Source organism: Arthrobacter sp. TmtSoilC51, from assembly GCF_055388015.1.
On record NZ_AP035877.1, the window covers coordinates 4,521,028 to 4,542,898 of the forward strand.

Below are 21,871 nucleotides of genomic sequence, written 5' to 3' on the forward strand. Positions count from 1 at the left end.
GTGTTCGGGTCGGGTGCAACAAGCAGGAAAACTGCCTGCTCGGGACAATATCCTGCCGAATTCTTGCGGGGCTGGCGCTTCCGGTCAGGAAGCAACAGCTATCTGCGCCCGACGCCGGAGCCGCGCTACCAGCGTGGCCGCGAGCAACGCCGTCGTGATTTCCAGTCCGATCACCAGCAACAGTCCGGCGGCGCCGGAAGTATCAACAGCGTTCGACGTCGGGCGCTCACCGTGGGCGTGGCCGGCGCCGCCCGCTCCCAGCAGTAAGACGGCATGGAGGCCGATCATCGCCACGGCCGAGATGGTGACCTGGTGGAGTGCTCCGACGCGGCTGTGCCGCCAAATGTGCACTGCGCACGGGACACACACGGCTGCCAGTCCGATCATGAGAATGCCGAGCCATGCGCCGTGGTGTCCCGAGGCTGCGAGCCAGAAGTGCACGGCGCATGACACAACCGTGAGGGCCGCGCAGATCCGGGGATGGAGGACGGGCCCGGCTGACCGGACCCGTCCCTCCGTCGTCATCATGGCGTTTGCCCCGGGCGCTTCTAGTGGCAATGTCCAGCGGGCTCGCCGTGCGGGTCGCCATGCACGGAACCAGCATCGGAGCCAGAAGCGGAGCTGTGGCACGAGGCTGCGCCAGCGGCGTTGGCTGGCACATCCAACACCGGGCTGCGGTCGAAGAAGCCTTCAGGGCGCAGCTTGAAGCCGACGGTGTCCACGGGCATGATCGGCCAGTCCTCCACACGCGGGAAGTGCGTGAGGCCAAAGGTGTGCCAAACCACGATGTCCTGGCCGTCGATCTCGCGGTCCTGGGCGACGTAGGCTGGCAAACCTGCTCCGCCGGAGTGCTGGTTGACGAAGTCGCCCGTGGGGTAGCGCTCCTCGTCGGCGTATCGGGTGACCCAGAGGTCCTTGGTGGCGAAGGCTGCGCGGCGCGCGATCGAGGATGCGGGATCGGCCAGCAGCGTGGGCTGATTCTCGGCGTGAAGCTTGTAGCCGACCGGCTCGCCCAAGCGGTTGAGGGACTCGGGATTGGAGATGATCCAGGTCCGGCCTACGCGTGCGTCGGCCTCCCGGACGCCTTCCGACTCGCGGGTCAGGACTGTGCGCTTGCGGGAGAATGCGTTGCCGCGCTCATTGCCTTCGCCGATGGCCTGGCGGACCACATCCTCTTCTTCCACGCGGTTGGTGAAACCGTCAATGGCCATATCCAAACGGGCGCTGAAGAGGTGCTGGTGGAACGGGGCACCGAGGCCGGGCGCGAGCTGGGAGATGTTGTCCGAGCCGCCGTCAGGGAAGGCGCTGGTGAACACGATGCCGGTGGCCTTGGCTTCGAACTCGATGGTGCCGTCCAGATACAGGTACCAGTAGAAGCCGTAGTCGTAGTTGCCGATGGTGGTGAAGAAGGAGATCACCAGGCGGCGGTTGCGGCGGGTGTAGTTGATTCCGGTCCAGAGGTCGGAGTGCTTGGACAGAATGCCCCAGTCTTCCTCGTGCATGCAGATACCGTTGCGGATTTCGCGGGGGTTGCCGAAGGCGTCGCTGATGACAGGGCTGAGGTAGGTGATGTCACCCAGGCAATCGCAGCCGAGTTCCAGGGAGTTGGCGTACTGGCCCACGAGGTATTCGCCGGTGTCGAAGTAGTTCTGCCAGGACCGGATGGGTGAGGGATCGCCGTAGGGCACCACCATTTCGGCAATGGACGCACGGTTGATGATAGGGCGCTTCTTGTCGCCGTCCTGGAAAGCGAGGTTGTGGAGGACAACTCCTTCCCGGACGTCGAAGCCGACGTCCACGCTCCACTTTTCCCACTCCACGTGGTTGCCACCCGTGACAGTGAAGCTCGGGCCTTCTGGCTGCGTGATGCTGATGGGCTTCTGGGAGGTCCGCAGGGGTCCGGTCAGCTCAGGATCCGTGTAGTTTCCATGCTCGGCCGGGATCGGCATGACGCCGAGGTCGATCACCTGGGTGACTTCCTTGTTGACCACGTCTACGTACGCCACGAGCCCGTCCACAGGGTGGGCCCAAGCACTGTCCTCCGGGAAGTCCTGAACAAAGGCGAGGCCACGAAGGATGCGGCGGCCGCGTTCCTCGTCGTATTCAAAAACGCCCGCGGACAAGGGGGCCACGCGAACCTTTTCCACGTCCAGATCGCGTGCAGCAAGGGCGGCGAGCCAGCGCTCGTCTGTGGCGAGGAGCGTCTCCACAACCTCGAACTCTTCCTCCAGGACGGGGAGTTCGCCGGAGACTTTGGTGTCCAGTTCTGTTGCGGACAGGATCTCACCGTGTGTCACCGACACCAGGACGTCCGTCGGAGCACCGCCGGAAATGTCGTGAATGAAAACGCGGAAGCGGCGATCTTCCTTTGCCTGGCGGCGGGCGGGGTCCACGAGCCCCAGGTAAGCGATGCGCTTCTCAGCGCCGAGGTGTCCGCCGGCCTGCAGGATCCCCTGTACCAGGGATATTTCCGAGCCCGTAGCAAGGCGGTACTCGGTTTCCTCAACGGCTGCGTCATTGGCTGTCTCAGTTGCTGTGGGCGTCATGGCTGCCTCTTGTCCGGGACCTATGATGGGGTCAGGATTTATTTTCTATAGGTGTAGAGAATAACCAAAACGTAAGATGGGTCACAAGACCTGTCCGTCAAAAATTTTCAGGGAGCCCGCTTAGTGCCAAAGATTGTGGACCATGATCAGCGACGCCTCGAGCTGGTGGACGCAACCTGGCGGATCATTGCGAGATTGGGCATTGAAGGCGCCACCATGCGGGAAATTGCCGAGGAAGCCGGCTTTGCCAACGGCGCCCTGAAGCCCTACTTTCCCACGAAGGATCTGCTGCTGACGTCTGCGTTTGGCCACGTTTTCAACCGGACCAACCAGCGCATCGCCACCATGACCTCCGGTTTGGCTGGCATAGCAGCCCTCCGCGCGTTCTGCGCCGAAGTCCTGCCGCTGGACGAAGAACGGGTCAATGAGGCCCGCATCGTGATCCCCTTTTGGCAGAAGGCCCTCAACGACGCAGACATGGCGGCCCTGCACTCCGAGTCCATGAAGCAGTGGCACAACACGATCACGGTCCATACCGCAGCAGCCCGAGCGGCCGGTGAGATCAACGCCCCCATTGGGGACGCCGCCGTCGCCGATCACCTGCTCAACATGATGCTTGGTGCCCAAATCGTGGCAGCACTCTCCCCTGCAGAACATTTTTCCCAGGACCTTGCAGGGCAGCTGGAGAATTATCTGACGCTGCTGGCGGGCTAGCTAACTGGTGGCCCCCGACGCCACAACACCGACGCCCAGTCCCGCGATCACACCGCTGCTGACACGCTCGACGGCGGTACTCACCTTGGGGCGCTTGAGCCACCGCATCGCCTTGAACGCCACCACCGCGATCATCGACAGGTACGCGAAGGCAATGACTGCAAGCACGATGCCCAGAATGAGCGAGGTACCCATGGTGTCTCCGCCGTGCGGGATAAACTGCGGGACCACGGCCAAGTAGAACAGGCCAACCTTGGGGTTCAGAAGAGTGGACAATGCCCCAGCTCCCAAGGCCGAGAGCCGGCTGTATGGGAGAGGCGCGTTGGAGCCCTCTGCCTCGCCGCCTGCTTTGGCTGCCCTGGCCGCTTTCCTGGACTTGATGAACGAAGAAACGCCCAGGTACAGCAAGTACAGGCCACCTGCGATCTTGACCCAGCGGAACAGTTCCGCGGACTGCTCCAGGATGGCAGCGAGGCCAATGCCCACCAGTCCAGCCCAAACAATCGCGCCCACGGCAGAACCCGCCGCCGCAGCAATTCCGGCGCTGGGACGGTTCAACGCAATGCGGAGGACCAGAAAGGTGTCCGGACCCGGCGTTACGGACAGGACCAGGCAGAGGCCGGCAAAGGCAGCGAGGGAAGCAAGAGTCACCCGCCAAATTATCCGGCATGGAGGGGTTCGCTGGAAAGCGTTCGCTTCCCGTCAAGGGCTGTTCGTGCATCGACAAGACCCTTCCACGTGACGCCAACCACACTGGAGACATCGCCGCGCGCCTCACTGGCCGCCAAGACTTACTACCTGAGCGGAGTACCAATGGAGACTTACGACGCCCTGCTGGCCTCGATCACCCCGGCCCCGGGCCAGAACAGCCGCACCATCTTTGACCCTGCCACGGGAGAGGCCGTCGGCGAAGCACCGGTTCATTCTGTCGAAGACCTTGAGGCCGCCATTGGCGCTGCCCGTGCCACCCAGCCTGCCTGGGCTGCCTTGGGCCACGACGCCCGGTCCGCCGCGCTCATGAGGGCCGCCGACGCCGTCGAACGCTCTGCAGAAGAACTCGCCCAACTGCTCTCCCGCGAGCAAGGCAAACCGCTCAACGGCCCGAATGCCCGCTTCGAAGTCGGCGCCTGCGCCGCCTGGCTCCGTGCGACCGCCGCCACGCCACTGGACCCTGAAACCGTAGTGGACGACGGCGAAACCCACGCCGAGCTGCACTACCGGCCCATCGGCGTCGTCGGTGCCATCGGCCCGTGGAACTGGCCCATGATGATCACCATCTGGCAGATCGCCCCCGCCCTGCGCATGGGCAACGCCGTGGTGGTCAAACCCTCCGAATACACGCCCTTGTCCGTGCTGGCGTTGGCTTCGATCATCAACCAGGAACTGCCCGAAGGCCTGCTCACCGTGGTATCCGGCGGCCGCGACGTCGGCGAAGCGCTGGCCGCGCACGACGCCATCGGCAAGGTCATGTTCACCGGCTCCACCGCCACGGGCAAGGCGATCATTCGCTCCTCCGCTGACACCGTCAAACGCCTCACCCTTGAGCTGGGCGGCAACGACGCCGGCATCGTCCTACCCGACGCGGACCCCAAAGCAATTGCTGAGGGTTTGTTCTGGGGCGCCTTCATCAACACCGGCCAGACCTGCGCCGCCCTGAAGCGCCTGTACGTCCACGAGTCCCAGTACGACGCCGTATGTTCCGAGCTCGTGGCGGTTGCCCAGGCGATGCCGATGGGCAATGGCCTGGACGAGAACAACGTCCTTGGCCCGCTGCAGAACCGCCAGCAGTACGACATCGTGGCCCGCCTGGTGGAGGCTGCTCGCGCATCCGGTGCCCGGGTGCTGCTCGGCGGCAACCCCGACGCCGATCAGCCCGGTAACTTCTACCCCACCACGCTGGTTGCCGACATCGACAACGACAACCCGCTCGTTGCCGAGGAACAGTTCGGACCCGCGCTGCCGATCATCAAGTACAGCACCGTTGATGAGGCGGTCGCCAAAGCAAACGCGCTCGACGTCGGACTGGGCGCCTCAGTCTGGTCCTCCGATGTGAGTGCGGCGCGAGAGGTCGCCTCCCGCATCCAGGCCGGGACGGTGTGGATCAACAAGCACGGCGCAGTGGACCCGCGCATCCCCTTCGGTGGCGCAAAGCAGTCCGGCTACGGCCTCGAGTTCGGCGCCGAAGGCCTCAAAGCCCTGGGCGTCCCGCAGATCATCAACGGCTAACCCCTCTTGTGCTCACCCAACTGAGTCGCAGTTGAGCGCGTTTTGAGCCTTCAAAACGGCATCAACTGCGACTCAGTTGGGTGGCCCGGCGCCGCGCGTGAAAGCATGAGCATCATGGCCCAGAAGATTGCGTATCAAGGTGAGCCGGGAGCCAATTCGGATCTCGCGTGCAAGGAAATGTTCCCCGAACTCGAAAGCGTGCCGTGCGCCAGCTTTGAGGACGCGTTTGAACTGGTTTCCACGGGCGAAGTCGAGCTGGCGATGATCCCGATTGAGAATTCCATCGCTGGACGTGTGGCTGACATTCACGTGCTGCTTCCCCAGTCCAAGCTGCAAATCGTGGGCGAGTACTTCTTGCCGATTCGCTTCGACCTGTTGGGCATTCCTGGCAGCACCATTGAAGGCGCAACAGAGGTTCACAGCCATATCCATGCTTTGGGCCAGTGCCGCAAGATCATCCGGGAAGCGGGCCTCAAGCCAGTTATCGCCGGAGACACTGCCGGATCAGCCAGGGAAGTCCGCGACTGGAACGATCCCCGCAAGCTTTCCCTCGCTCCCCCACTGGCCGCAGGCTTGTATGGCCTGGAGGTGCTGGCATCCGGCGTCGAGGACGACCCCACCAACACCACACGCTTTGTAGTCCTGGCGCGGGAACGCGAAATCCCCACCAAAGAGGAGCTCCCGGGCCCCGCAATCACGAGCTTCGTATTCCGTGTCCGCAACGTCCCTTCAGCTCTCTACAAAGCACTCGGCGGTTTTGCGACCAACGGCCTGAACATGACCAGGCTTGAGAGCTACATGGTGGGTAACGAGTTCGCAGCCACCATGTTTATCTCCGACGTCGAAGGGCACCCTGCGGACGCACGCCTCCGCCGTGCGCTTGAAGAGCTGGAATTCTTCACCACGGAGGTGCGGATTCTGGGCGTCTACGCCGCCGACGGCTATCGCGCACGTAACACCGTCAACGCCTAGCGACTAGTTCCCGGATCGGCCGTGCTCAAGTCCGGTCGGGAAGCCGATGAACGCGGGTTCGGGTGTCGCACAGCAGCCCGTCTTCGCTTCTTCGTTGACAGCGGTGGCGGGAACGTCGCAGCTGGTCCCGGCGTCGGTGGAGCAAACCCCGGTTTCGGGCAGTTTCAGGTGGACCGTGTCCGCTGCTTTGTGGTCACCAGCCAGGGCGGCGGCGACGGAACGGACCTGCTCATAGCCCGTGGCCAGCAGGAAGGTCGGGGCACGGCCATAGGACTTCATACCCACGATGTAGAAGTTCTTCTCGGGGTGGGAGAGAACCTTGGCCCCGTGAGGCGGAACTGTGCCGCAGGAGTGGAACTCGGGGTCGATCAGCGGGCCAAGCTCGATGGGTGCTTCAACAGCGGGGTCCAGGTTGAGACGGAGTTCGCGCAACACCTCCAAGTCAGGGCGGAAGCCGGTGCAGGGAACGATGACATCTGCGTCCAGCGTGCGCCCGTCAATGGATTCAACGCTCAGCCCGGAGTCGAGAGTCTTCAGGCTGGCGATGCCGAAGCCTGTGTACAGTTCGATGCTGCCGGCCTCGACGAGCCGGCGCAGCCGGGAGCCGAGCTGGCCGCGGGCCGGCAGTCCATCCGCGTCTCCGCCGCCGTAGACCTTCTCCGCGGAGCCGCCTCGCACGGCCCACATGATCCGCGTGTTGGGCTCTTCCTTGGCAAGGTCCGCCAAGTTGATCAGGGTGTTAGCGGCCGAGTGTCCTGCGCCCACGACGAGGACGCGGCGACCGGCAAAGGCGGCGCGGTCCCGGCCCATAACGTCCGGCAGGGGCGAGGAGATCCGGTCCGCCGCGGTGTCTTCGCCAATGGCCGGCAAGCCTGAGGTGCCCAGTGGGTTGCGGGTTGACCACGTGCCGGAGGCGTCGATGACGGCACCGACAATGTGATCGCGGGTTTCGCCGTCTGCGTGTTCAACCCTGACGAGGAAGGGAGTGGTGTCGCGGTCACGGACGTGCGTCTTGTCCAGTCCAAGACGGGTCACCGCGATCACGCGGGCACCGGTCTGCAGCCGGGAAGCGATGGCCGACATACCTGCCAGCGGGGTGACGTAGTTGTCGATGAGTTCCCCGCCGTAAGGGAGTGCCGTGGGGCGTGGTGATTCCCAGTTGGATGCTTTGAGGAGGCGGACGGCAGCGGCGTCGATGTTGAACCGCCAGGGCGAGAAGAGCCGGATGTGGCGCCATTGTTCAATGGCGGCACCTGCAGAGGGTCCAGCTTCAAAGATGACAGGCTCGAGGCCGCGTTCGAGCAAGTGCGCTGCTGCGGCCAGTCCCACAGGGCCGGCGCCGATCACCGCAACGGCAAGGTTCTTCGCTGAATCCATGGTGTCCTCTTTCATTCTGAAGATCCGCTCAGGCGTGGGTGGGTTCTTCCACCAGTGCCGTAGCTATACTGTGGGCATCCTCAAGCGCCGCCAGAAATCGTTCGGCGTCGAGCGCGGCGGCGCAGCCAGTGCCGGCGGCAGTGATGGCCTGGCGGTACCGGTGATCCACCGCATCGCCGCACGCGAAGACGCCAGAGATGTTGGTGCAGGTGGTGGGTGAGTCCACCTTGATGTACCCCTCGGCGTCAAGGTCCACTTGCCCCTCCACCAGTTCGGTCCGTGGCAGGTGCCCGATGGCTACGAAGATCCCTGTGGCGGCCTGCTCCCGGGTTTCGCCAGTGCGGGTGTCCGTCAGGGTCACGCCGGTAACCTTCGTGTCTCCGTGAATCCTGGTTACGGCTGAGTTCCAGGCGAATGTGATCTTGGGATTGTCCTTGGCCCGCTGGGCCATGATGCGCGACGCGCGGAGTTCACCCTTGCGGACCACCACAGTTACGGACTTGCCGAAACGTGTCAGGAACGTGGCCTCTTCCATGGCGGAGTCCCCACCGCCCACCACGATGATGTCCTGTTCACGGAAGAAGAATCCGTCACAGGTGGCGCACCATGAGACGCCGTGTCCGCTGAGCTTTTTCTCTTCGGGCAGGCCGAGTTCCTTATAGGCCGAGCCTGTGGCGAGGATGACGGCGGGTGCTTCATGCGTCTCCCCCGCGCCAGTGACCACGCGCTTGAGGTGACCTTTGAGATCGACCTCAGTAACGTCGTCGAACACGATGCGGGCACCGAACTTCTCAGCCTGTTCCTGGAGTCCGTCCATCAACTCGGGGCCTTGGATGCCACCAGGGAAGCCGGGGAAGTTTTCGACCTCGGTGGTATTCATCAAAGCACCACCGGCGGTGACCGATCCCGCGAGGACCAAGGGGTTCAGCCCAGCGCGGGCGGCATAGATGGCCGCGGTGTAGCCGGCCGGGCCCGAGCCGATAATGATCAGTTGTTCGGTACTGACGTCATTACTCACGAGAATCACTCCTATGCGGGAAGCCGGATTACTTGGAGGCAGGGATGAGGGAGTCGATCAGGCCCACAATGCGGGTCTTTATTTCATCCCGAATAGGCCGCACCGCGTCAACACCCTGGCCGGCCGGGTCTTCCAGAACCCAGTCTTCATACCGCTTCCCGGGGAAGTACGGGCATTCGTCACCGCAGCCCATGGTAATGACGACGTCGGATTCCTTGACGGCTTCTGTGGTGAGTACCTTGGGGATTTCGGCGGACATGTCGATGCCCAGTTCGGCCATGGCCTCGACGGCGGCCGGGTTGACCTTGTCGGCGGGCTGGGAACCGGCGGAGCGGACCTCGATCCCGCCCTTGGCGAGGGTGGTCAAGAACGCGGCAGCCATCTGGGACCGGCCGGCATTGTGTACGCAGACGAACAGGACGGACGGCTTCTTGGCGGTTTCGGTACTCACGGGGCTTTCTCCTGGAATGTGTTGTGTGAACGAGTGATTGGTGCGGTGTGGAGTCATGCGCCCTAGCCGTAAAGCTCTCTAATAGACATATCGACGGAGGGATATTGATGGTGATCGATATAGAGAAGTATCGGGCGATAGATTGATGATTGTCAATGTTTGGGTTCCAGGGCGCCGATCCTAAGCGGCGACGACGCGGGGCGCGAGCTCATTGACGCGGTGGGCTATATCTTCGAAAGCCTTGTCGAAGGCTGCTGCGGTACCCTCCCTCAAGGGGTCCGAGACAGACCAGTGGATTCCGTCGAGGCCGATCAGCTCTTCGTGGGCGTTGTCGCAGACCGTCACGATGAAGTCGGTGGCATCCGCCACTTCATCAAGCGCGCGGGGAGCAAGGTCGGGCAGATCCAGGCCATGGCGCTGAGCTGCCTCGATGGCTCCACGGGCGATGCTGTCAGCGGGGTGCGTTCCAGCCGAGGCCGAGGGTACGGTGCTGGCCTGCCGCCAAAGGGCACTGGCCAGTTGAGAGCGGGCACTGTTGCGGGTGCAGACGAACACGACTCGACGTGCGTCATGGGCGATGCCGGGTACGAGGCCCTCGAAAGCGTCGGCGGCGAGGCGGAGGTAGCTGCGGCGCTTGTCCGCCTCCGAACGGTGGCGGGTTGCCAAGCCCGCCTCCTCAAGGGTGCGCAGGTGATGGGAGAGCAGATTGGAGGGCATGCCCAATTCAGCCTGCAATTCCGTTGGAGAGAAGTCCCCTAAGGTAAGCAGGTCCACTATGCGCAGACGCGCTGGATCGGCGAGGGCAGCATGCCTGGCTACCCGCGCCTGAAAGATGTCAACTGCTTCAATATTCATTGATTCAATTTTGACTGAGGTAATTCCTTGCGTCAAGCTATTCCCATGACTTCACCCCAGCCACCCCTGTGGCGTCGTGCCATCGCCGAACTACTAGGTACCGCTCTGCTGGTTGCCATCGTTGTTGGGTCCGGGATCGCCGCTCAACAGCTGTCGCCCGCTGACATCGGCCTGCAGCTGCTGGAAAACAGCACGGCAACAGTACTCGGACTGACAGTGCTGATCCTGGTGTTCGGGCCTGTCAGTGGCGCTCACTTCAACCCAGTAGTGTCCTTGACGGACTGGTTCCTTGGGCGGCGGAATGGCTCCGGACTGACCCTTGCGGACCTCGGCGCGTACATACCCGCCCAGGTGCTCGGGGCGATCGGTGGCAGCACCCTGGCAAACGCCATGTTCGAGGTCGGAACGACCATTTCCAGCAAGGAACGCGCAACACCCGGGCACCTTCTGGCCGAGATCGTTGCCACCGCAGTACTGATCCTCTTGATTTTCGCCCTCGCCGCCACGAAAAGGGGTGTCCTGGCAGCCCCGGCTGTGGGCATCTACATCGGCGCCGCGTACTGGTTCACGTCCTCAACTTCATTTGCCAACCCAGCCGTCACACTCGGCCGGATTTTCAGCGACACGTTCGCCGGCATCGCACCGGGATCCGCGCCTCCGTTCATCGTCGCGCAGCTCGTTGGGGCAGCCTTGGGTGTGGCGCTTCTGCTCCTGCTCTTCCCAACGGCCGGGCGTGCCGCCAGCGAGGTTGTCATCCCGCATACGGCCGAAGGCGCGGACCGCTAAGCTGGCGGGCACCGCGGAGCCATACATTGATGAATGTCAATGTTGCGGCATAATGGATAGATGACCTCGCTGCCACTTCTCGAACCGGCTACGGACAAGGACTGCTGTCCACCATCAACAGGGTCCCTCGATGCCTATGAGGCTCAGCTCCGCGCATCCGTGTTTAAGGCGCTGGCCGATCCCAATCGGCTCCGTCTGTTGTCCATCGTCAAAAGCGCAGACGGCGGCGAAGCTTGCGTCTGCGATCTCACTGAACCCCTGGACCTCGGTCAACCGACGGTCTCACACCACTTGAAGATCCTGGTGGACGCCGGCCTTCTGCACCGCGAAAAGCGGGGCACCTGGGCGTACTATTCCTTGGTGCCAGGGGCCATTGAGCGGGCTTCCGGCCTCCTGGAGACCTTATGACAACAGAGACTGCAGGAACAACACCCACCGCCCCGTCATTGGCCGACACCGAGGTCCGGATCCGCAAAATGACCCCGCCTGATTGGCCGGTGGTCAGGGAGATCTTCACTGAAGGCATCGAGTCCGGGAACGCCACGTTCGAGCCCGTTGCTCCTGGGTGGGAGCAATTCGACGCTACAAGGCTCAAGGATCACCGGCTCGTCGCTGAAGCAGGAGGCCGGATCCTCGGCTGGGCAGCCGTATCCGCCGTCTCCTCGCGTGCAGCGTATGCGGGTGTCGTGGAGCACTCCATCTACGTGGCTGGGGAGGCCCGTGGTTTGGGCGTAGGCAAGGTCCTTCTCCGTGCGCTGGTCACGTCCACGGAAGAAGCAGGAATCTGGACGATCCAGGCCAGCGTCTTTCCCGAGAATGAAGCGAGCCTCCGGCTCCATGTCGCGGAGGGCTTTACGGTTGTCGGCCGACGGAATCGAATTGCCCGGATGCCTCTTGGCCCACTGGCGGGACAATGGCGGGACACGATCATGATCGAAAGACGCTCCGCCACTGTCTGAACCGGAAGTGTCTGCGACGAGGGAGGGCCATGGCTATCAGTGAGCTTCCGCAGCTTGGCTCGGTGAGCGCGGACCGGGCGGTGTTGGGCAGCAAAGCAGCCACTCTTTCCGAGCTCACGGCAGAGGGTTTCAAGGTGCCAGCGGGGTTCGTCGTCACGTCAGAAGTGGTGGGGCAACTCGGCAATAGCCTCGCGGGCGCGCTGAAAGTTGCTGCCGCCAGGATAGGCCCGGGGCCGTACGCTGTCAGGTCTTCTTCCACCGCTGAGGACCTCGCGGGCGCTTCCTATGCAGGACTCTATGAGACCCTGCTGAACGTTGAGCTCAATGACTTGGAGCATTCGGTTAGGCATTGCCTGGCTTCGTCCGGGGAGCAAAGAGTCGCCGCGTATGAGGCTGCACGCGGAGCTGCTGTCCGCGGCGACGCGGCGAGCCCCACAATGGCAGTACTCGTTCAGCAGATGGTCCAGCCCCAGGCCGCAGGTGTTGCCTTTACCGCCAACCCCTTGACTGGAGACTCCGACCAAACCATCGTCACGGCCGTTGCCGGTCTTGGGGAATCACTTGTGTCCGGTGAGGCAATTGGAGAGCAATGGACCGTGAACGGCAGCGAAACAACGTGCAACCGGGGCGGTACCATCCTCACCCCGGAAAAAGCACGGGAAGTAGCGGCGCTGGCCCGTCGGCTCCACGAACGTGCGGGTGTGCCTCAAGACATCGAGTGGGCGTTGGACCAGGACGGTGCACTATTCCTTCTTCAGGCCCGCCCGATGACGGCGCTTCCCACGCCAGTAGTTTGGACAGCTCCGGGCGAAGGCCTATGGGCACGGAACTTCAGGCTCGGTGAATGGCTTCCAGATCCCATGACGCCGCTGTTCGAGGACTGGCTTCTGCCCCGGATCGAGGCCGGGTACCTCGACGGCATGGAGGATGATATTCAGGTGCGGGTGCCGTTTCGTTACGGCTCCGTCAATGGCTGGTACTACAACGCCCCGCCGATTCCGTCCCCAAGGATTGTGGCGCCGTTGATAGTTCGAAGCCGCGGTCGTCTGCCGTGGTTCCTTTTCAACGTCCTCCTCCGGGTCTCCCGCAATCCGGCTGCGGCACACCGCGCTATTCTCCATGGGATGGAGCTGAAATGGCGAGACCAGTTGCTGCCCGAGTATCGGGAACTCGTGCGCAACGCCGAGCAGGAGGTGGACACAGCATCCGCGGCGAGGCTCATCGAGCTCGTGGATGGCATCGTCCGGCAGGCGGGAATCTACCTGTGGTCCTTGGCCGTTGTGGGCGGATCTGCCTGGAAAATGGAAGCGGCCCTGGCCAGGTTCTGGCAAAAGCACTTGGCTGGTCCCCTGAGTGACACGCCAGCAGGGCGGCTCGGCCATCAGGCACTCCTCCGCGGCCTCACGGGCAGCAAGGGCAGCACTGCGACACCATCGGAATCGGCCGTCTACTCCCTCGATTGGTACCACCCCACCTTCGGCGAGGCCGGCATCCGGAGCCGGGAAACGGATTCAACCTCCGCAGGCAGAGAGTCGCTTGATGCCCAGCGGAACGCAGCCGAAGCGGCGGCCCGGGAGGTGCTGCTTGATGTTCCCCGAGACCTCGCCCGATTTGATTCCCTCCTGACGATGGCCCGGTACTACTCCGCCCTACGGGAGGAACAGTCTTCACACCTCACGCTGGGATGGCCGGCTTTGCGCCGGTGCGCTCAACGGCTGGGAGAAAACCTCGCTGCTGCAGGAGTTATCAATGACCCGCAGGACGTCCATTTCCTCCATCTCAATGAAGTGCTGAACGCTTCAGCCAATTACAGGGAGAGGGTAGGGACCCGCCGTGCGGCCTGGCAGATGCAACGGCGCCTGGACGCACCACTCATCATTGGCCAACCCGGCAGGTTCGGAGGCGATCCCATAGCGAGCGCAGTTGACGCCGCCAGGACCACCCACGAGCTTCCCGCGGGTGCCATTGTCGGTCACCCTGCCAGCACCGGACGCGCCACGGGCACGGTGCGCGTCATGTCAGGGCTGGACGAATTCGACAGCTTCCTTGAAGGCGAGATACTCGTAGCCCGATCCACCGCGCCAGCCTGGACACCCCTTTTCGCGCGGGCTGCTGCTGTGGTCACCGACGGCGGAACCCTCGCCGCCCACGCATCGCTCATTGCTCGCGAGTACGGAATACCCGCTGTCGTCGGAACCGGCAACGCAACCCGGCAGCTTAGGACGGGCCAACGGGTCACCGTTGATGGAGGCGCCGGCTACGTCGTTCCGGCCGAATGACGAATTTACCGAACCACCGGCGTCCGTTGCTCCTCACGGGGAAGCGCCGCCGCGCCAGCGTAGCGGCCGGGCTTCCCTGGCCACCAAATCCGGTTTCCAATGTCGTAAGCGAGTGCTGGAACAAGCAGTGAACGGACCAGAATGGTATCCAGCAACACACCGAAGGCCACGATGAACGCCAGCTGCACCAGGAACATGATGGGAATGACTCCCAGGGCGGCAAAAGTAGCAGCCAGCACCACACCCGCCGACGTAATCACGCCGCCCGTAACGCCCAAGCCACGCAGGATTCCTGGCCGTGTCCCGTGTTTCAGCGATTCCTCGCGAACCCTGCTCATCAGGAAGATGTTGTAGTCCACACCCAAGGCCACCAGGAAGACGAACCCGAAGAGCGGAACAGTGGCATCAGCACCTGAGAATCCGAAGACTCCGTTGAAGACCCAGGCCGAGACACCCATGGCGGCCGCATAGGACAGCACCACGGACAACACCAGCAGCACAGGCGCCACAATGGAGCGCAGCAGGAGCATCAGGATGAAGAGGATGACCACCAGGACGATGGGGATGATGACCACCAAGTCGCGTTGCGCGGTGGTGTTGGTGTCCAACGCCGTGGCAGTGACTCCGCCAACCAAAGCGCCGGCGTCGACCTCTTTCACGGCCACACGCAGCGACTTCACTGCTTCCTCCGCCTCTATCGAGTCAGCAGCAGAGCCGAGCGTTGCATTGATCAGCACCTTGCCGTCACGGACAGCGGGATCCGTGGAAGTGCCGGGCGCGCCCGTGATGGGTACATTTCCGTCGGCCAGAAGGTAGGCGTCGCCCACGCCATCGGCCGTTTTGACCTTGTCAAGGACTTCTTGCGCGGCATCTGCGGAGGCGACAACGACGGCGGGGCTGCCGCTGCCGGCGTCGAAGTGCCGCGCCAACGCGTCCTGGCCGTCCACGGCGTCTGAAGCCGAGAGGATGACGTCCGTTTGGGGAACGCCGTTGGCCTTCAATTGCAGGACGCCCGCCGAGGCCACCAAGAGGAGCAGGACCGAAGCCACCCATACGGCCCGGGGCCGGCGGGAAACGAGGGAAGCAGTGGCGCGCCACAGACCCTTTTGCCCCTCAAGTCCGGTAACCAGCTCGGGTTCGCGTTCGTCGTCGGGCAGGAGCTTGGGACGGAAAGGCCAAAAGGCGGCGCGACCCAACAACGCCATGAGCGCCGGAAGGAGCGTGAGCGCTGCGAACAGCGAGCAAAGGATTCCGGCGGCGGCCACAGGGCCCAGCGCCTTATTGGAGTTCAGGTCGGAGAAGAGCAGGCAGAGCAGCGCGATGATGACGGTCGCGCCGGAGGCCAGGATCGGTTCGAACGAGGCCTTCCATGCCGTGAGCACTGCCTTCGTACGGTTGGTGGTGTGGGTCAGGGCCTCGCGGAATCGAGCCACGTAAAGCAGCGCATAGTCCGTGGCTGCACCAATGACAAGGATGGACAGGATGCCTTGGCTCTGGCCGTTCAGTTGGATCCAGCCCAGTTTGGCCATGGCGAACACCAGGAGAATTGCTGCGCAGAGGGCAAAGACTGACGTCAAGAGCACAGCCAGAGGCAGCACCAGTGAGCGGTACACGAGCAGCAAAATAACAAACACGGCGCCCAGGGCGACGAGCAGAAGAATGCCGTCGATGCCTCCGAACGCGTTCACCAGGTCAGCGGTCAGGCCGGCTGGGCCCGTGACGAAGGCGCGCGTTCCCTCCGGCGCGCCTGGCTGAACTAGGTCACGCAGCTCCTGGATTTTGCCGCGCAGCTCATCTGAGGACGCTATCGGCACGATGAACTGGACGGCTTTGCCATCCTCCGAGGGAAGAGGCCCGACGACGGCGCTCCCCAGCTTGAGTGCCTCGATGCCGGCTTTCAGCTGGGCTGCTTCGCCCAGCTGGGCCGGGGTGAAGGCGGCGTCGTTCTCGACAATGACCACTGCAGGGATCTCCGAAGTGTCCCGGAACTTCGCTTGCCAGTTGCTGGCTTCTGTCGCTTCGGCTCCTGCGGGAAGGAAGGAAGCCTGATCGTTGGAGGAGACTTCGTCCAGGCGCCCGAACGTTGGGCCGCCAACGCCTGCGATGCCAAGCCAGGTGATGACGAGCACAACGGGTGCCAGCCAGCGTAGCCAGAACGGTATCTTCTGCCGGTTCATGGGTCCTTCTTCCGAGACTTGAGTGAGCCTTTATTCCACCATAGATTATCTCTATCATGGAACTATTCCAAGAGTGAACAAGTACAGATGCCCGGTTCCTGTTGCCCTGGGAGTAATATCCGACACGGCACTAATCACGGTCGAACGCAGGCGGGAGGCAAGGATGTCAGAGAATCCAGGTCCGCGGCCCGTTGGCGAACGCCCCGAAGCGGGCGCGCCCCAAGACCTGGTGCGGCTCCTCCAGGACTTCACCCTGGAAGCCAACCACTATGTAGACGCCGCCGGCGGCAGGAACGACATGCACCGGACGGACCTCAACGCCCTGGCAGTGATCATGCGCCATTCTGCCGCGGGCCGGGTTGTTACACCCGGCATCCTGCGCACCGAACTGCGCCTGAGTTCTCCGGCCACTACGGCGCTGGTGGATCGGCTCCACGCTTCGGGACACTTGCTGCGCGAACGTCTCGGCACGGACCGGCGCCAGGTCCAGCTGGTGATGACACCCAAGGCCTACCAGGACGGAAGCGCCATGTTCATGCCATTGGCCCTCCGCATGGGCAAGGCCATGGGCGCATACAGCGCTGACGAGCTGGATGTCGTCCGACGCTTCATGACCGACATGGTTGAAGCAACAGTTACCGCACGCGAGGAAGCCTCCCGCCCCGCGCCCAACTGAGTAGCATTTGTGCGCGTTTCGCCCGCTCAAAACGCGCACAAATGCGACCCGGTTGGGCTAGCGTTTCCCTATGAACGCGCAGCAGCCTGAAGATGTCTACACCCACGGGCACCACGAGTCGGTTGTCCGGGCCCACGCCTCGCGGACGGCCGAGAATTCGGCCGCGTTTGTCATTCCGCATCTCACCCCGGGGACGTCGGTCCTCGACGTCGGGTGCGGACCTGGCAGCATCACCTGCGATTTCGCGGGGCTGGTTGCGCCGGCGCAGGTCATCGGCCTGGATCGCTCGGCGGACATCGTCGCCCAAGCAACGGAACTGGCGAAGGACCGCGGCGTGGAAAACGTAGAGTTCCGCACCGGCAACATCTACGATCTTGAATTTGAGGACGAGTCCTTCGATCTCGTCCATGCCCATCAAGTCCTCCAGCACCTGACAGATCCCGTAGCTGCCCTGCGTGAGATGCGCCGCGTGGCCAAGCCGGGTGCGATCGTGGCTGTACGCGACGCCGATTTCCATGGCATGAGCTGGTACCCGGAGGTCCCCGAGCTCGATGACTGGATGGAGCTGTACCAGAAGATCGCCCGGCGCAATGGTGCCGAACCGGATGCCGGCCGTCGGCTGGTCTCGTGGGCGCAGCAGGCAGGCTTCGCTCAGGTGGCACCCAGCAGCAGCAACTGGCTCTACGCCACAGCCCAGCAACGGGCATGGCAGTCCCGGGTGTGGAGCGAGCGTGTCCTCCACTCCGCCTTTGCCGAGCAGGCCCTCGAATACGGGTTCGCCAACGAGGCGGACCTCGCCCGGATCGCCGCGGGTTGGCACCGCTGGGGAGCCACGGAGGATGGCTACTTCCTCATTCCCAACGGCGAGGTGATCGCCCGGGCGTAAGCGCGTGGCCTGACCCAAAAAAAGAAACTTTGCCGAACCTTGTAGAAAAGCGCCCCGCCGTTCCGACCCATGAGTGAAAGCACCCAAACAGGGCGCCACTTCATAAGGAGTTTGAGATGAAATACATGATCATGATGTTCGGATCCGCCGAGGGCATGATGGAAACCGCCGACCCGGAGTGGGTCAAGGAAATGATCGGGTTCATGATCCAGATCGACAAGGACCTGACTCAGTCCGGCGAGCTCGTCTTCAACGCGGGCTTGGCCGACCCCGGCACGGCAAAGCTGGTCAAGCAGACCCCGGATGGCGTCATCACCACCGATGGGCCGTACGCCGAGTCTAAGGAATCGCTGATCGGGTACTGGGTGGTGGATGTAGCCAGCGAGGAACGCGCAGTGGAAATCTGCTCGAGCATCGTCAAGTACTCGCAGGTGGTTGAGCTCCGCGCCATCCCGGACGGTCCGCCGGAGGTCTAGTTTGACCGTTTCCCCACGCGACATCGAGGACCTGCTGCGCACATTGGCGCCGCAGGTCCTCGGCGTGCTGGCACGCAAACACGGCCAGTTCGACGCCTGCGAGGATGCCGTCCAGGAGGCCCTCCTCGAGGCTGCGCTGCAATGGCCATCGGAACTGCCCAACAACCCCAAAGGATGGCTGCTGGCTGTCGCATCGCGCCGGCTTGTTGACGCATGGCGCAGCGAAAGCGCCCGCCGCGCCCGCGAGGAGCGCGTCGCCGCGATGGAGGCCAATTTCGAGGAAGCCGCCGCATCTGACGCCGACGACACCCTGACGCTGATGTTCCTCTGCTGCCACCCTTCGATCAGCGCACCATCGCAACTCGCCTTGACGCTCCGTGCCGTAGGAGGACTCACGACGGCGGAAATCGCCTCTGCTTTCCTCGTCCCCGAAGCGACCATGGGCCAGCGAATCAGCCGTGCGAAGCAGACGATCCAGAAGGCCGGAGCCCGCTTCGACATGCCGCCGGCGTCCGAGCGTAAGGCGAGGCTCGGCGTCGTACTTCACGTCTTGTACCTGATCTTCAACGAAGGCTACGCGGCAAGCTCGGGCGACTCACTGCAACGCGAAGACCTCACCACTGAAGCGATCCGGTTGGCTCGCCTGCTGGTGAGCGCCGCGCCGGGCGAGCTCGAGGCCACTGGTTTGCTCGCGCTGATGTTGCTGACGGACTCCCGCCGTGCCGCCCGCGCCCTGGCTGACGGGATGCCCGTGCCGCTATCCGAACAGGACCGCAGTTTATGGAACCGCGGTCAGATCGATGAAGGCATCGCTCTCCTGTCTTCCGTACTCGGACGTGGCGCAGCCGGGCCGTACCAACTTCAGGCAGCGATCGCTGCCGTACACGCGGAAGCTCCGTCTGATGCCGAAACGGACTGGCCGCAGATTCTCGCCTTGTACACAGTCCTTGATGCCGTAGCGCCCAGTCCTGTGGTGACGCTGAATCGTGCCGTGGCTGTCGCCATGGTGAAGGGGCCCGCCGCTGGGCTTGAGTTGCTGGCCGGGCTGGATTCGTCGATCGGGCGGACCCACCGTCTGGATGCCGTTCGAGGACATTTGTTGGAGCTGTCCGGTTCTAATGCCGAGGCCAAAACCGCTTACCTTGCCGCGGCCAAGAAGACGGGAAGCCTGCAGGAGCGCCGCTACCTGATGGATAAAGTGTCGCGCATGGACCAGGTGTGACCCCATATAGTCAAGACCATGGAACAACGCATACTTGGCAAGACCGGCCGATCGGTGTCAACCGTTGGACTAGGCACGTGGCAACTCGGTGCGGACTGGGGTGACGTCACAGAGGAAGATGCCCTTGCCGTCCTGGAGGCCTCGGTTGACGGCGGCGTCAACTTCTTCGACACAGCCGACGTCTACGGCGATGGGCGAAGTGAGCAGTTGATCGGACGCTTCCTGCGCGCCAATCCCGGGCTGGACCTGATGGTTGCCACCAAGATGGGCCGCCGCGTGGACCAGGTGCCCGACAACTACACCCTCACCAACTTCCGCGCGTGGACGGACCGCTCGCGGCGGAACCTGCAGCAGGACACACTGGACCTCGTCCAATTGCACTGCCCGCCCACCGCTGTCTACAGCCGGAATGAGGTGTACGACGCACTGGACACCCTCGTCGCCGAAGGTGCCATCCGCAATTATGGCGTCAGCGTCGAGCGGACTGACGAGGCTGTTGAAGCCATCAACCGCGGGAATACGTCATCTGTGCAGATCATCTTGAACGCCTTCCGGCTGAAGCCCCTCGATGAGGTGCTTCCTGCAGCAAAGCAGGCCGGGGTTGGCATCATCGCCAGGGTTCCTCTGGCCTCCGGGTTGCTGTCGGGAAAGTACACACCGGATACCGAGTTCCCGGAGGACGACCACCGCAACTACAACCGCGACGGGTCCTCATTCGACGTCGGAGAGACCTTCTCGGGCGTTGATTTCGCCACCGGTGTGAAGGCCGCCCAGGAGTTCAGCGGCTTGGTGCCCGACGGCGTCAGCACCGCCCAAGCGGCCCTCGCCTGGGTGATCGCCCAGGACGGCGTCACCACGGTCATCCCGGGAGCACGTTCCTCAGTACAAGCCCATGCGAACGCTGAGGCGGGAGCAATGCAGGACGTCGGCGCCGGTCTCGCCAGTGGCGTACGGGACATCTACGACCGCTACTTCCGCGAAGCGATCCACCCGCGCTGGTAACCGGCCGGCCGACGTCGGGCCTTTGAAACCCGACGGCGTGTCACCAACCACTGCGCGTCGGGGTGTGTCCCTTGCGGGCGTCGTCGGGCATCGCCATTTCGGCGCGGAGTCCCAGAAGCCGGATCGGACGGTCCGGCTCGATCCGCGCCGTCACATCCAGGGCCTGTGCGAGGACTTCGTCCCGGTCGAACGTCTCGGGAATCTTCCTTGCGTAGGTCTTGGTGAAGAACGGGGCATACCGGACCTTGAGGGTTAGCCCCACAACCGGGCGCCCCTCCGCTGCCACGTCTTCAAGGACGCGGGCTGTCAGATCCTTGACGGCGTCGCTGATCTGGGAGGGTTCCGTGAGGTCCTGCTGGAACGTGGTCTCACGTCCGTGTGCCCGGGCCACCCACGGGGTGTCGTCCACCTCGTTGGCGCCCTCTCCCCGTCCGAGCTGTGCATACCAAGGGCCCATCTTGGGACCGAACTCCGGGACCAAATCCTGGGGATCGGCGGCGGCAAGCTCGGCGACTGTGGTGATCCCTAGTTTTGCCAGCCGGGCAGACACCTTGGGTCCAACGCCCCACAGCTCCTTGGTTGGCCTGCTTCCCATGACATCGAGCCAGTTCTCTTTAGTGAGCCGAAAAATGCCGGCTGGTTTGCCAAAATCCGTCGCATTCTTTGCGCGGACCAAGGTGTCGCCAATGCCCACACTGCAGTGCAATCGGGTTCGTTCCAGGACCGCAGCCTGAACCCGCCTCGCGTAGTCCTCCGGGTCATCAGTTTCTACGCCCACAAAAGCTTCGTCCCAGCCCAGCACTTGCACGGTGCCGCCGGGTTGCTCCCGCAGAGTGGACATCACCACGTGCGAGGCTGCCAGGTAAGCTTCTTGATCCACGGGCAGGATGATGGCATCTGGCACTTTCCGCGCTGCGATGCGCAGGGGCATTCCAGAACCCACGCCGAACGCCCTGGCTTCATAGGATGCCGTGGAAACCACAGCCCGTTCCGTGGGATCTCCCCTGCCGCCCACGATGACCGGTTTGCCCGCGAGCTCAGGCCGTCGGAGTACTTCGACAGCCGCAATGAACTGGTCGAGATCAACGTGCAGCACCCACGGGATTCCGCTCACCGGACCAGTTTGCCCTAAGCCGTGGCTTCCTGACTCTCTTTGGACGCCGACCCTGCGGAAATCAACCCATTCCGGGCTCATTCCGGGCCTCGAGTGGCCAAAGTGGGTCGGGAAGGTACGTGGGCCACATCTCCA

General features: G+C 63.4%; 21 protein-coding genes. 12 read left to right on the plus strand and 9 right to left on the minus strand.

What is annotated here, in order from left to right; translation table 11 throughout:
* Positions 1–84: 84 nt before the first annotated feature.
* Both ACZ5G6_RS20640 and ACZ5G6_RS20645 read right to left on the minus strand, forming a co-directional pair.
* Complete coding sequence (locus tag ACZ5G6_RS20640; protein ID WP_498687763.1) at positions 85–528, minus strand: hypothetical protein; 444 nt, start codon at positions 526–528, stop codon at positions 85–87.
* 20 nt (positions 529–548) lie between these two features.
* On the minus strand, positions 549–2,546 hold the full coding sequence (locus ACZ5G6_RS20645) for a primary-amine oxidase (protein WP_498687764.1): 1,998 nt from the start codon (positions 2,544–2,546) through the stop codon (positions 549–551).
* A gap of 123 nt (positions 2,547–2,669) precedes the next feature.
* On the opposite strand from ACZ5G6_RS20645, the gene ACZ5G6_RS20650 reads away from it, so the two are divergent.
* Complete coding sequence (locus ACZ5G6_RS20650; RefSeq protein WP_223934666.1) at positions 2,670–3,260, plus strand: TetR/AcrR family transcriptional regulator; 591 nt, start codon at positions 2,670–2,672, stop codon at positions 3,258–3,260.
* On the opposite strand, the gene ACZ5G6_RS20655 is transcribed toward ACZ5G6_RS20650, so the two are convergent.
* Entirely contained in the window at positions 3,261–3,911 is a 651-nt protein-coding gene (locus tag ACZ5G6_RS20655; protein WP_498687767.1) for a LysE family translocator, read from the minus strand.
* Positions 3,912–4,073: 162 nt separating this feature from the next.
* On the opposite strand from ACZ5G6_RS20655, the gene ACZ5G6_RS20660 reads away from it, so the two are divergent.
* Together ACZ5G6_RS20660 and ACZ5G6_RS20665 are read left to right on the plus strand one after the other, a co-directional pair.
* Positions 4,074–5,486 carry an aldehyde dehydrogenase family protein gene (locus tag ACZ5G6_RS20660; protein WP_498691972.1) on the plus strand — a complete coding sequence of 471 codons (1,413 nt, stop codon included), beginning with the start codon at positions 4,074–4,076 and terminating at the stop codon, positions 5,484–5,486.
* Between the two features lie 114 nt (positions 5,487–5,600).
* Complete coding sequence (locus ACZ5G6_RS20665) at positions 5,601–6,458, plus strand: prephenate dehydratase (RefSeq protein WP_223934668.1); 858 nt, start codon at positions 5,601–5,603, stop codon at positions 6,456–6,458.
* A 3-nt stretch (positions 6,459–6,461) separates the two neighbouring features.
* On the opposite strand, the gene ACZ5G6_RS20670 is transcribed toward ACZ5G6_RS20665, so the two are convergent.
* From ACZ5G6_RS20670 to ACZ5G6_RS20685, 4 genes are all read right to left on the minus strand, one after another.
* A complete protein-coding gene (locus ACZ5G6_RS20670; RefSeq protein WP_498687769.1) occupies positions 6,462–7,835 on the minus strand; it encodes an FAD-dependent oxidoreductase in 1,374 nt (457 codons plus the stop codon).
* A 28-nt stretch (positions 7,836–7,863) separates the two neighbouring features.
* Positions 7,864–8,853 (minus strand): thioredoxin-disulfide reductase, encoded by a 990-nt coding sequence (gene trxB, locus ACZ5G6_RS20675; RefSeq protein WP_498687771.1) that lies wholly within the window; start codon positions 8,851–8,853, stop codon positions 7,864–7,866.
* A 28-nt stretch (positions 8,854–8,881) separates the two neighbouring features.
* Positions 8,882–9,304 carry an arsenate reductase ArsC gene (locus ACZ5G6_RS20680; RefSeq protein WP_498687773.1) on the minus strand — a complete coding sequence of 141 codons (423 nt, stop codon included), beginning with the start codon at positions 9,302–9,304 and terminating at the stop codon, positions 8,882–8,884.
* Positions 9,305–9,484: 180 nt separating this feature from the next.
* Positions 9,485–10,159, minus strand: a complete 675-nt coding sequence (locus ACZ5G6_RS20685; RefSeq protein WP_498687775.1) for an arsenate reductase/protein-tyrosine-phosphatase family protein — start codon at positions 10,157–10,159, stop codon at positions 9,485–9,487.
* 45 nt (positions 10,160–10,204) lie between these two features.
* On the opposite strand from ACZ5G6_RS20685, the gene ACZ5G6_RS20690 reads away from it, so the two are divergent.
* The 4 genes from ACZ5G6_RS20690 to ACZ5G6_RS20705 all read left to right on the plus strand — a co-directional run bounded on the left by ACZ5G6_RS20690 (position 10,205) and on the right by ACZ5G6_RS20705 (position 14,183).
* Positions 10,205–10,945, plus strand: coding sequence for an aquaporin (locus ACZ5G6_RS20690; RefSeq protein WP_498687778.1), 741 nt, complete (start codon positions 10,205–10,207; stop codon positions 10,943–10,945).
* Positions 10,946–11,005: 60 nt separating this feature from the next.
* A complete protein-coding gene (locus tag ACZ5G6_RS20695) occupies positions 11,006–11,353 on the plus strand; it encodes an ArsR/SmtB family transcription factor (RefSeq protein WP_498687780.1) in 348 nt (115 codons plus the stop codon).
* 68 nt (positions 11,354–11,421) lie between these two features.
* Positions 11,422–11,904 (plus strand): GNAT family N-acetyltransferase, encoded by a 483-nt coding sequence (locus tag ACZ5G6_RS20700; RefSeq protein ID WP_498691974.1) that lies wholly within the window; start codon positions 11,422–11,424, stop codon positions 11,902–11,904.
* A 29-nt stretch (positions 11,905–11,933) separates the two neighbouring features.
* A complete protein-coding gene (locus ACZ5G6_RS20705; protein ID WP_498687782.1) occupies positions 11,934–14,183 on the plus strand; it encodes a PEP/pyruvate-binding domain-containing protein in 2,250 nt (749 codons plus the stop codon).
* A gap of 5 nt (positions 14,184–14,188) precedes the next feature.
* Here the strand turns inward: ACZ5G6_RS20705 and ACZ5G6_RS20710 are convergent, their stop codons facing one another.
* Positions 14,189–16,360 (minus strand): MMPL family transporter, encoded by a 2,172-nt coding sequence (locus tag ACZ5G6_RS20710; RefSeq protein WP_498687783.1) that lies wholly within the window; start codon positions 16,358–16,360, stop codon positions 14,189–14,191.
* A 163-nt stretch (positions 16,361–16,523) separates the two neighbouring features.
* Here ACZ5G6_RS20710 and ACZ5G6_RS20715 point away from each other — a divergent pair, with 163 nt between their 5' ends.
* The 5 genes from ACZ5G6_RS20715 (at position 16,524) to ACZ5G6_RS20735 (ending at position 20,622) form a co-directional block, all read left to right on the plus strand.
* Entirely contained in the window at positions 16,524–17,036 is a 513-nt protein-coding gene (locus tag ACZ5G6_RS20715) for a MarR family winged helix-turn-helix transcriptional regulator (protein WP_223934678.1), read from the plus strand.
* A gap of 70 nt (positions 17,037–17,106) precedes the next feature.
* Complete coding sequence (locus ACZ5G6_RS20720) at positions 17,107–17,922, plus strand: methyltransferase domain-containing protein (protein WP_216926768.1); 816 nt, start codon at positions 17,107–17,109, stop codon at positions 17,920–17,922.
* A gap of 116 nt (positions 17,923–18,038) precedes the next feature.
* Positions 18,039–18,398 (plus strand): YciI family protein, encoded by a 360-nt coding sequence (locus ACZ5G6_RS20725; RefSeq protein ID WP_498687786.1) that lies wholly within the window; start codon positions 18,039–18,041, stop codon positions 18,396–18,398.
* Between the two features lies 1 nt (position 18,399).
* Positions 18,400–19,620 (plus strand): RNA polymerase sigma factor, encoded by a 1,221-nt coding sequence (locus tag ACZ5G6_RS20730; protein WP_223934681.1) that lies wholly within the window; start codon positions 18,400–18,402, stop codon positions 19,618–19,620.
* An 18-nt stretch (positions 19,621–19,638) separates the two neighbouring features.
* Positions 19,639–20,622 (plus strand): aldo/keto reductase, encoded by a 984-nt coding sequence (locus ACZ5G6_RS20735; RefSeq protein WP_498687788.1) that lies wholly within the window; start codon positions 19,639–19,641, stop codon positions 20,620–20,622.
* Between the two features lie 40 nt (positions 20,623–20,662).
* Here ACZ5G6_RS20735 and ACZ5G6_RS20740 read toward each other — a convergent pair whose 3' ends face one another.
* Positions 20,663–21,736 (minus strand): DNA polymerase IV, encoded by a 1,074-nt coding sequence (locus tag ACZ5G6_RS20740; RefSeq protein WP_498687790.1) that lies wholly within the window; start codon positions 21,734–21,736, stop codon positions 20,663–20,665.
* Positions 21,737–21,871 lie beyond the last annotated feature (135 nt).

Excerpts from the sequence above, each read along its gene's own strand:
- ACZ5G6_RS20640 (WP_498687763.1), bottom strand. The coding sequence starts at position 528 with ATGATGACGACGGAGGGACGGGTCCGGTCAGCCGGGCCCGTCCTCCAT.
- ACZ5G6_RS20645 (WP_498687764.1), bottom strand. The coding sequence starts at position 2,546 with ATGACGCCCACAGCAACTGAGACAGCCAATGACGCAGCCGTTGAGGAA.
- ACZ5G6_RS20660 (WP_498691972.1), top strand. The coding sequence starts at position 4,074 with ATGGAGACTTACGACGCCCTGCTGGCCTCGATCACCCCGGCCCCGGGC.
- ACZ5G6_RS20665 (WP_223934668.1), top strand. The coding sequence starts at position 5,601 with ATGGCCCAGAAGATTGCGTATCAAGGTGAGCCGGGAGCCAATTCGGAT.
- ACZ5G6_RS20670 (WP_498687769.1), bottom strand. The coding sequence starts at position 7,835 with ATGGATTCAGCGAAGAACCTTGCCGTTGCGGTGATCGGCGCCGGCCCT.
- ACZ5G6_RS20685 (WP_498687775.1), bottom strand. The coding sequence starts at position 10,159 with ATGAATATTGAAGCAGTTGACATCTTTCAGGCGCGGGTAGCCAGGCAT.
- ACZ5G6_RS20690 (WP_498687778.1), top strand. The coding sequence starts at position 10,205 with ATGACTTCACCCCAGCCACCCCTGTGGCGTCGTGCCATCGCCGAACTA.
- ACZ5G6_RS20695 (WP_498687780.1), top strand. The coding sequence starts at position 11,006 with ATGACCTCGCTGCCACTTCTCGAACCGGCTACGGACAAGGACTGCTGT.
- ACZ5G6_RS20700 (WP_498691974.1), top strand. The coding sequence starts at position 11,422 with ATGACCCCGCCTGATTGGCCGGTGGTCAGGGAGATCTTCACTGAAGGC.
- ACZ5G6_RS20705 (WP_498687782.1), top strand. The coding sequence starts at position 11,934 with ATGGCTATCAGTGAGCTTCCGCAGCTTGGCTCGGTGAGCGCGGACCGG.
- ACZ5G6_RS20710 (WP_498687783.1), bottom strand. The coding sequence starts at position 16,360 with ATGAACCGGCAGAAGATACCGTTCTGGCTACGCTGGCTGGCACCCGTT.
- ACZ5G6_RS20715 (WP_223934678.1), top strand. The coding sequence starts at position 16,524 with ATGTCAGAGAATCCAGGTCCGCGGCCCGTTGGCGAACGCCCCGAAGCG.
- ACZ5G6_RS20720 (WP_216926768.1), top strand. The coding sequence starts at position 17,107 with ATGAACGCGCAGCAGCCTGAAGATGTCTACACCCACGGGCACCACGAG.
- ACZ5G6_RS20725 (WP_498687786.1), top strand. The coding sequence starts at position 18,039 with ATGAAATACATGATCATGATGTTCGGATCCGCCGAGGGCATGATGGAA.
- ACZ5G6_RS20735 (WP_498687788.1), top strand. The coding sequence starts at position 19,639 with ATGGAACAACGCATACTTGGCAAGACCGGCCGATCGGTGTCAACCGTT.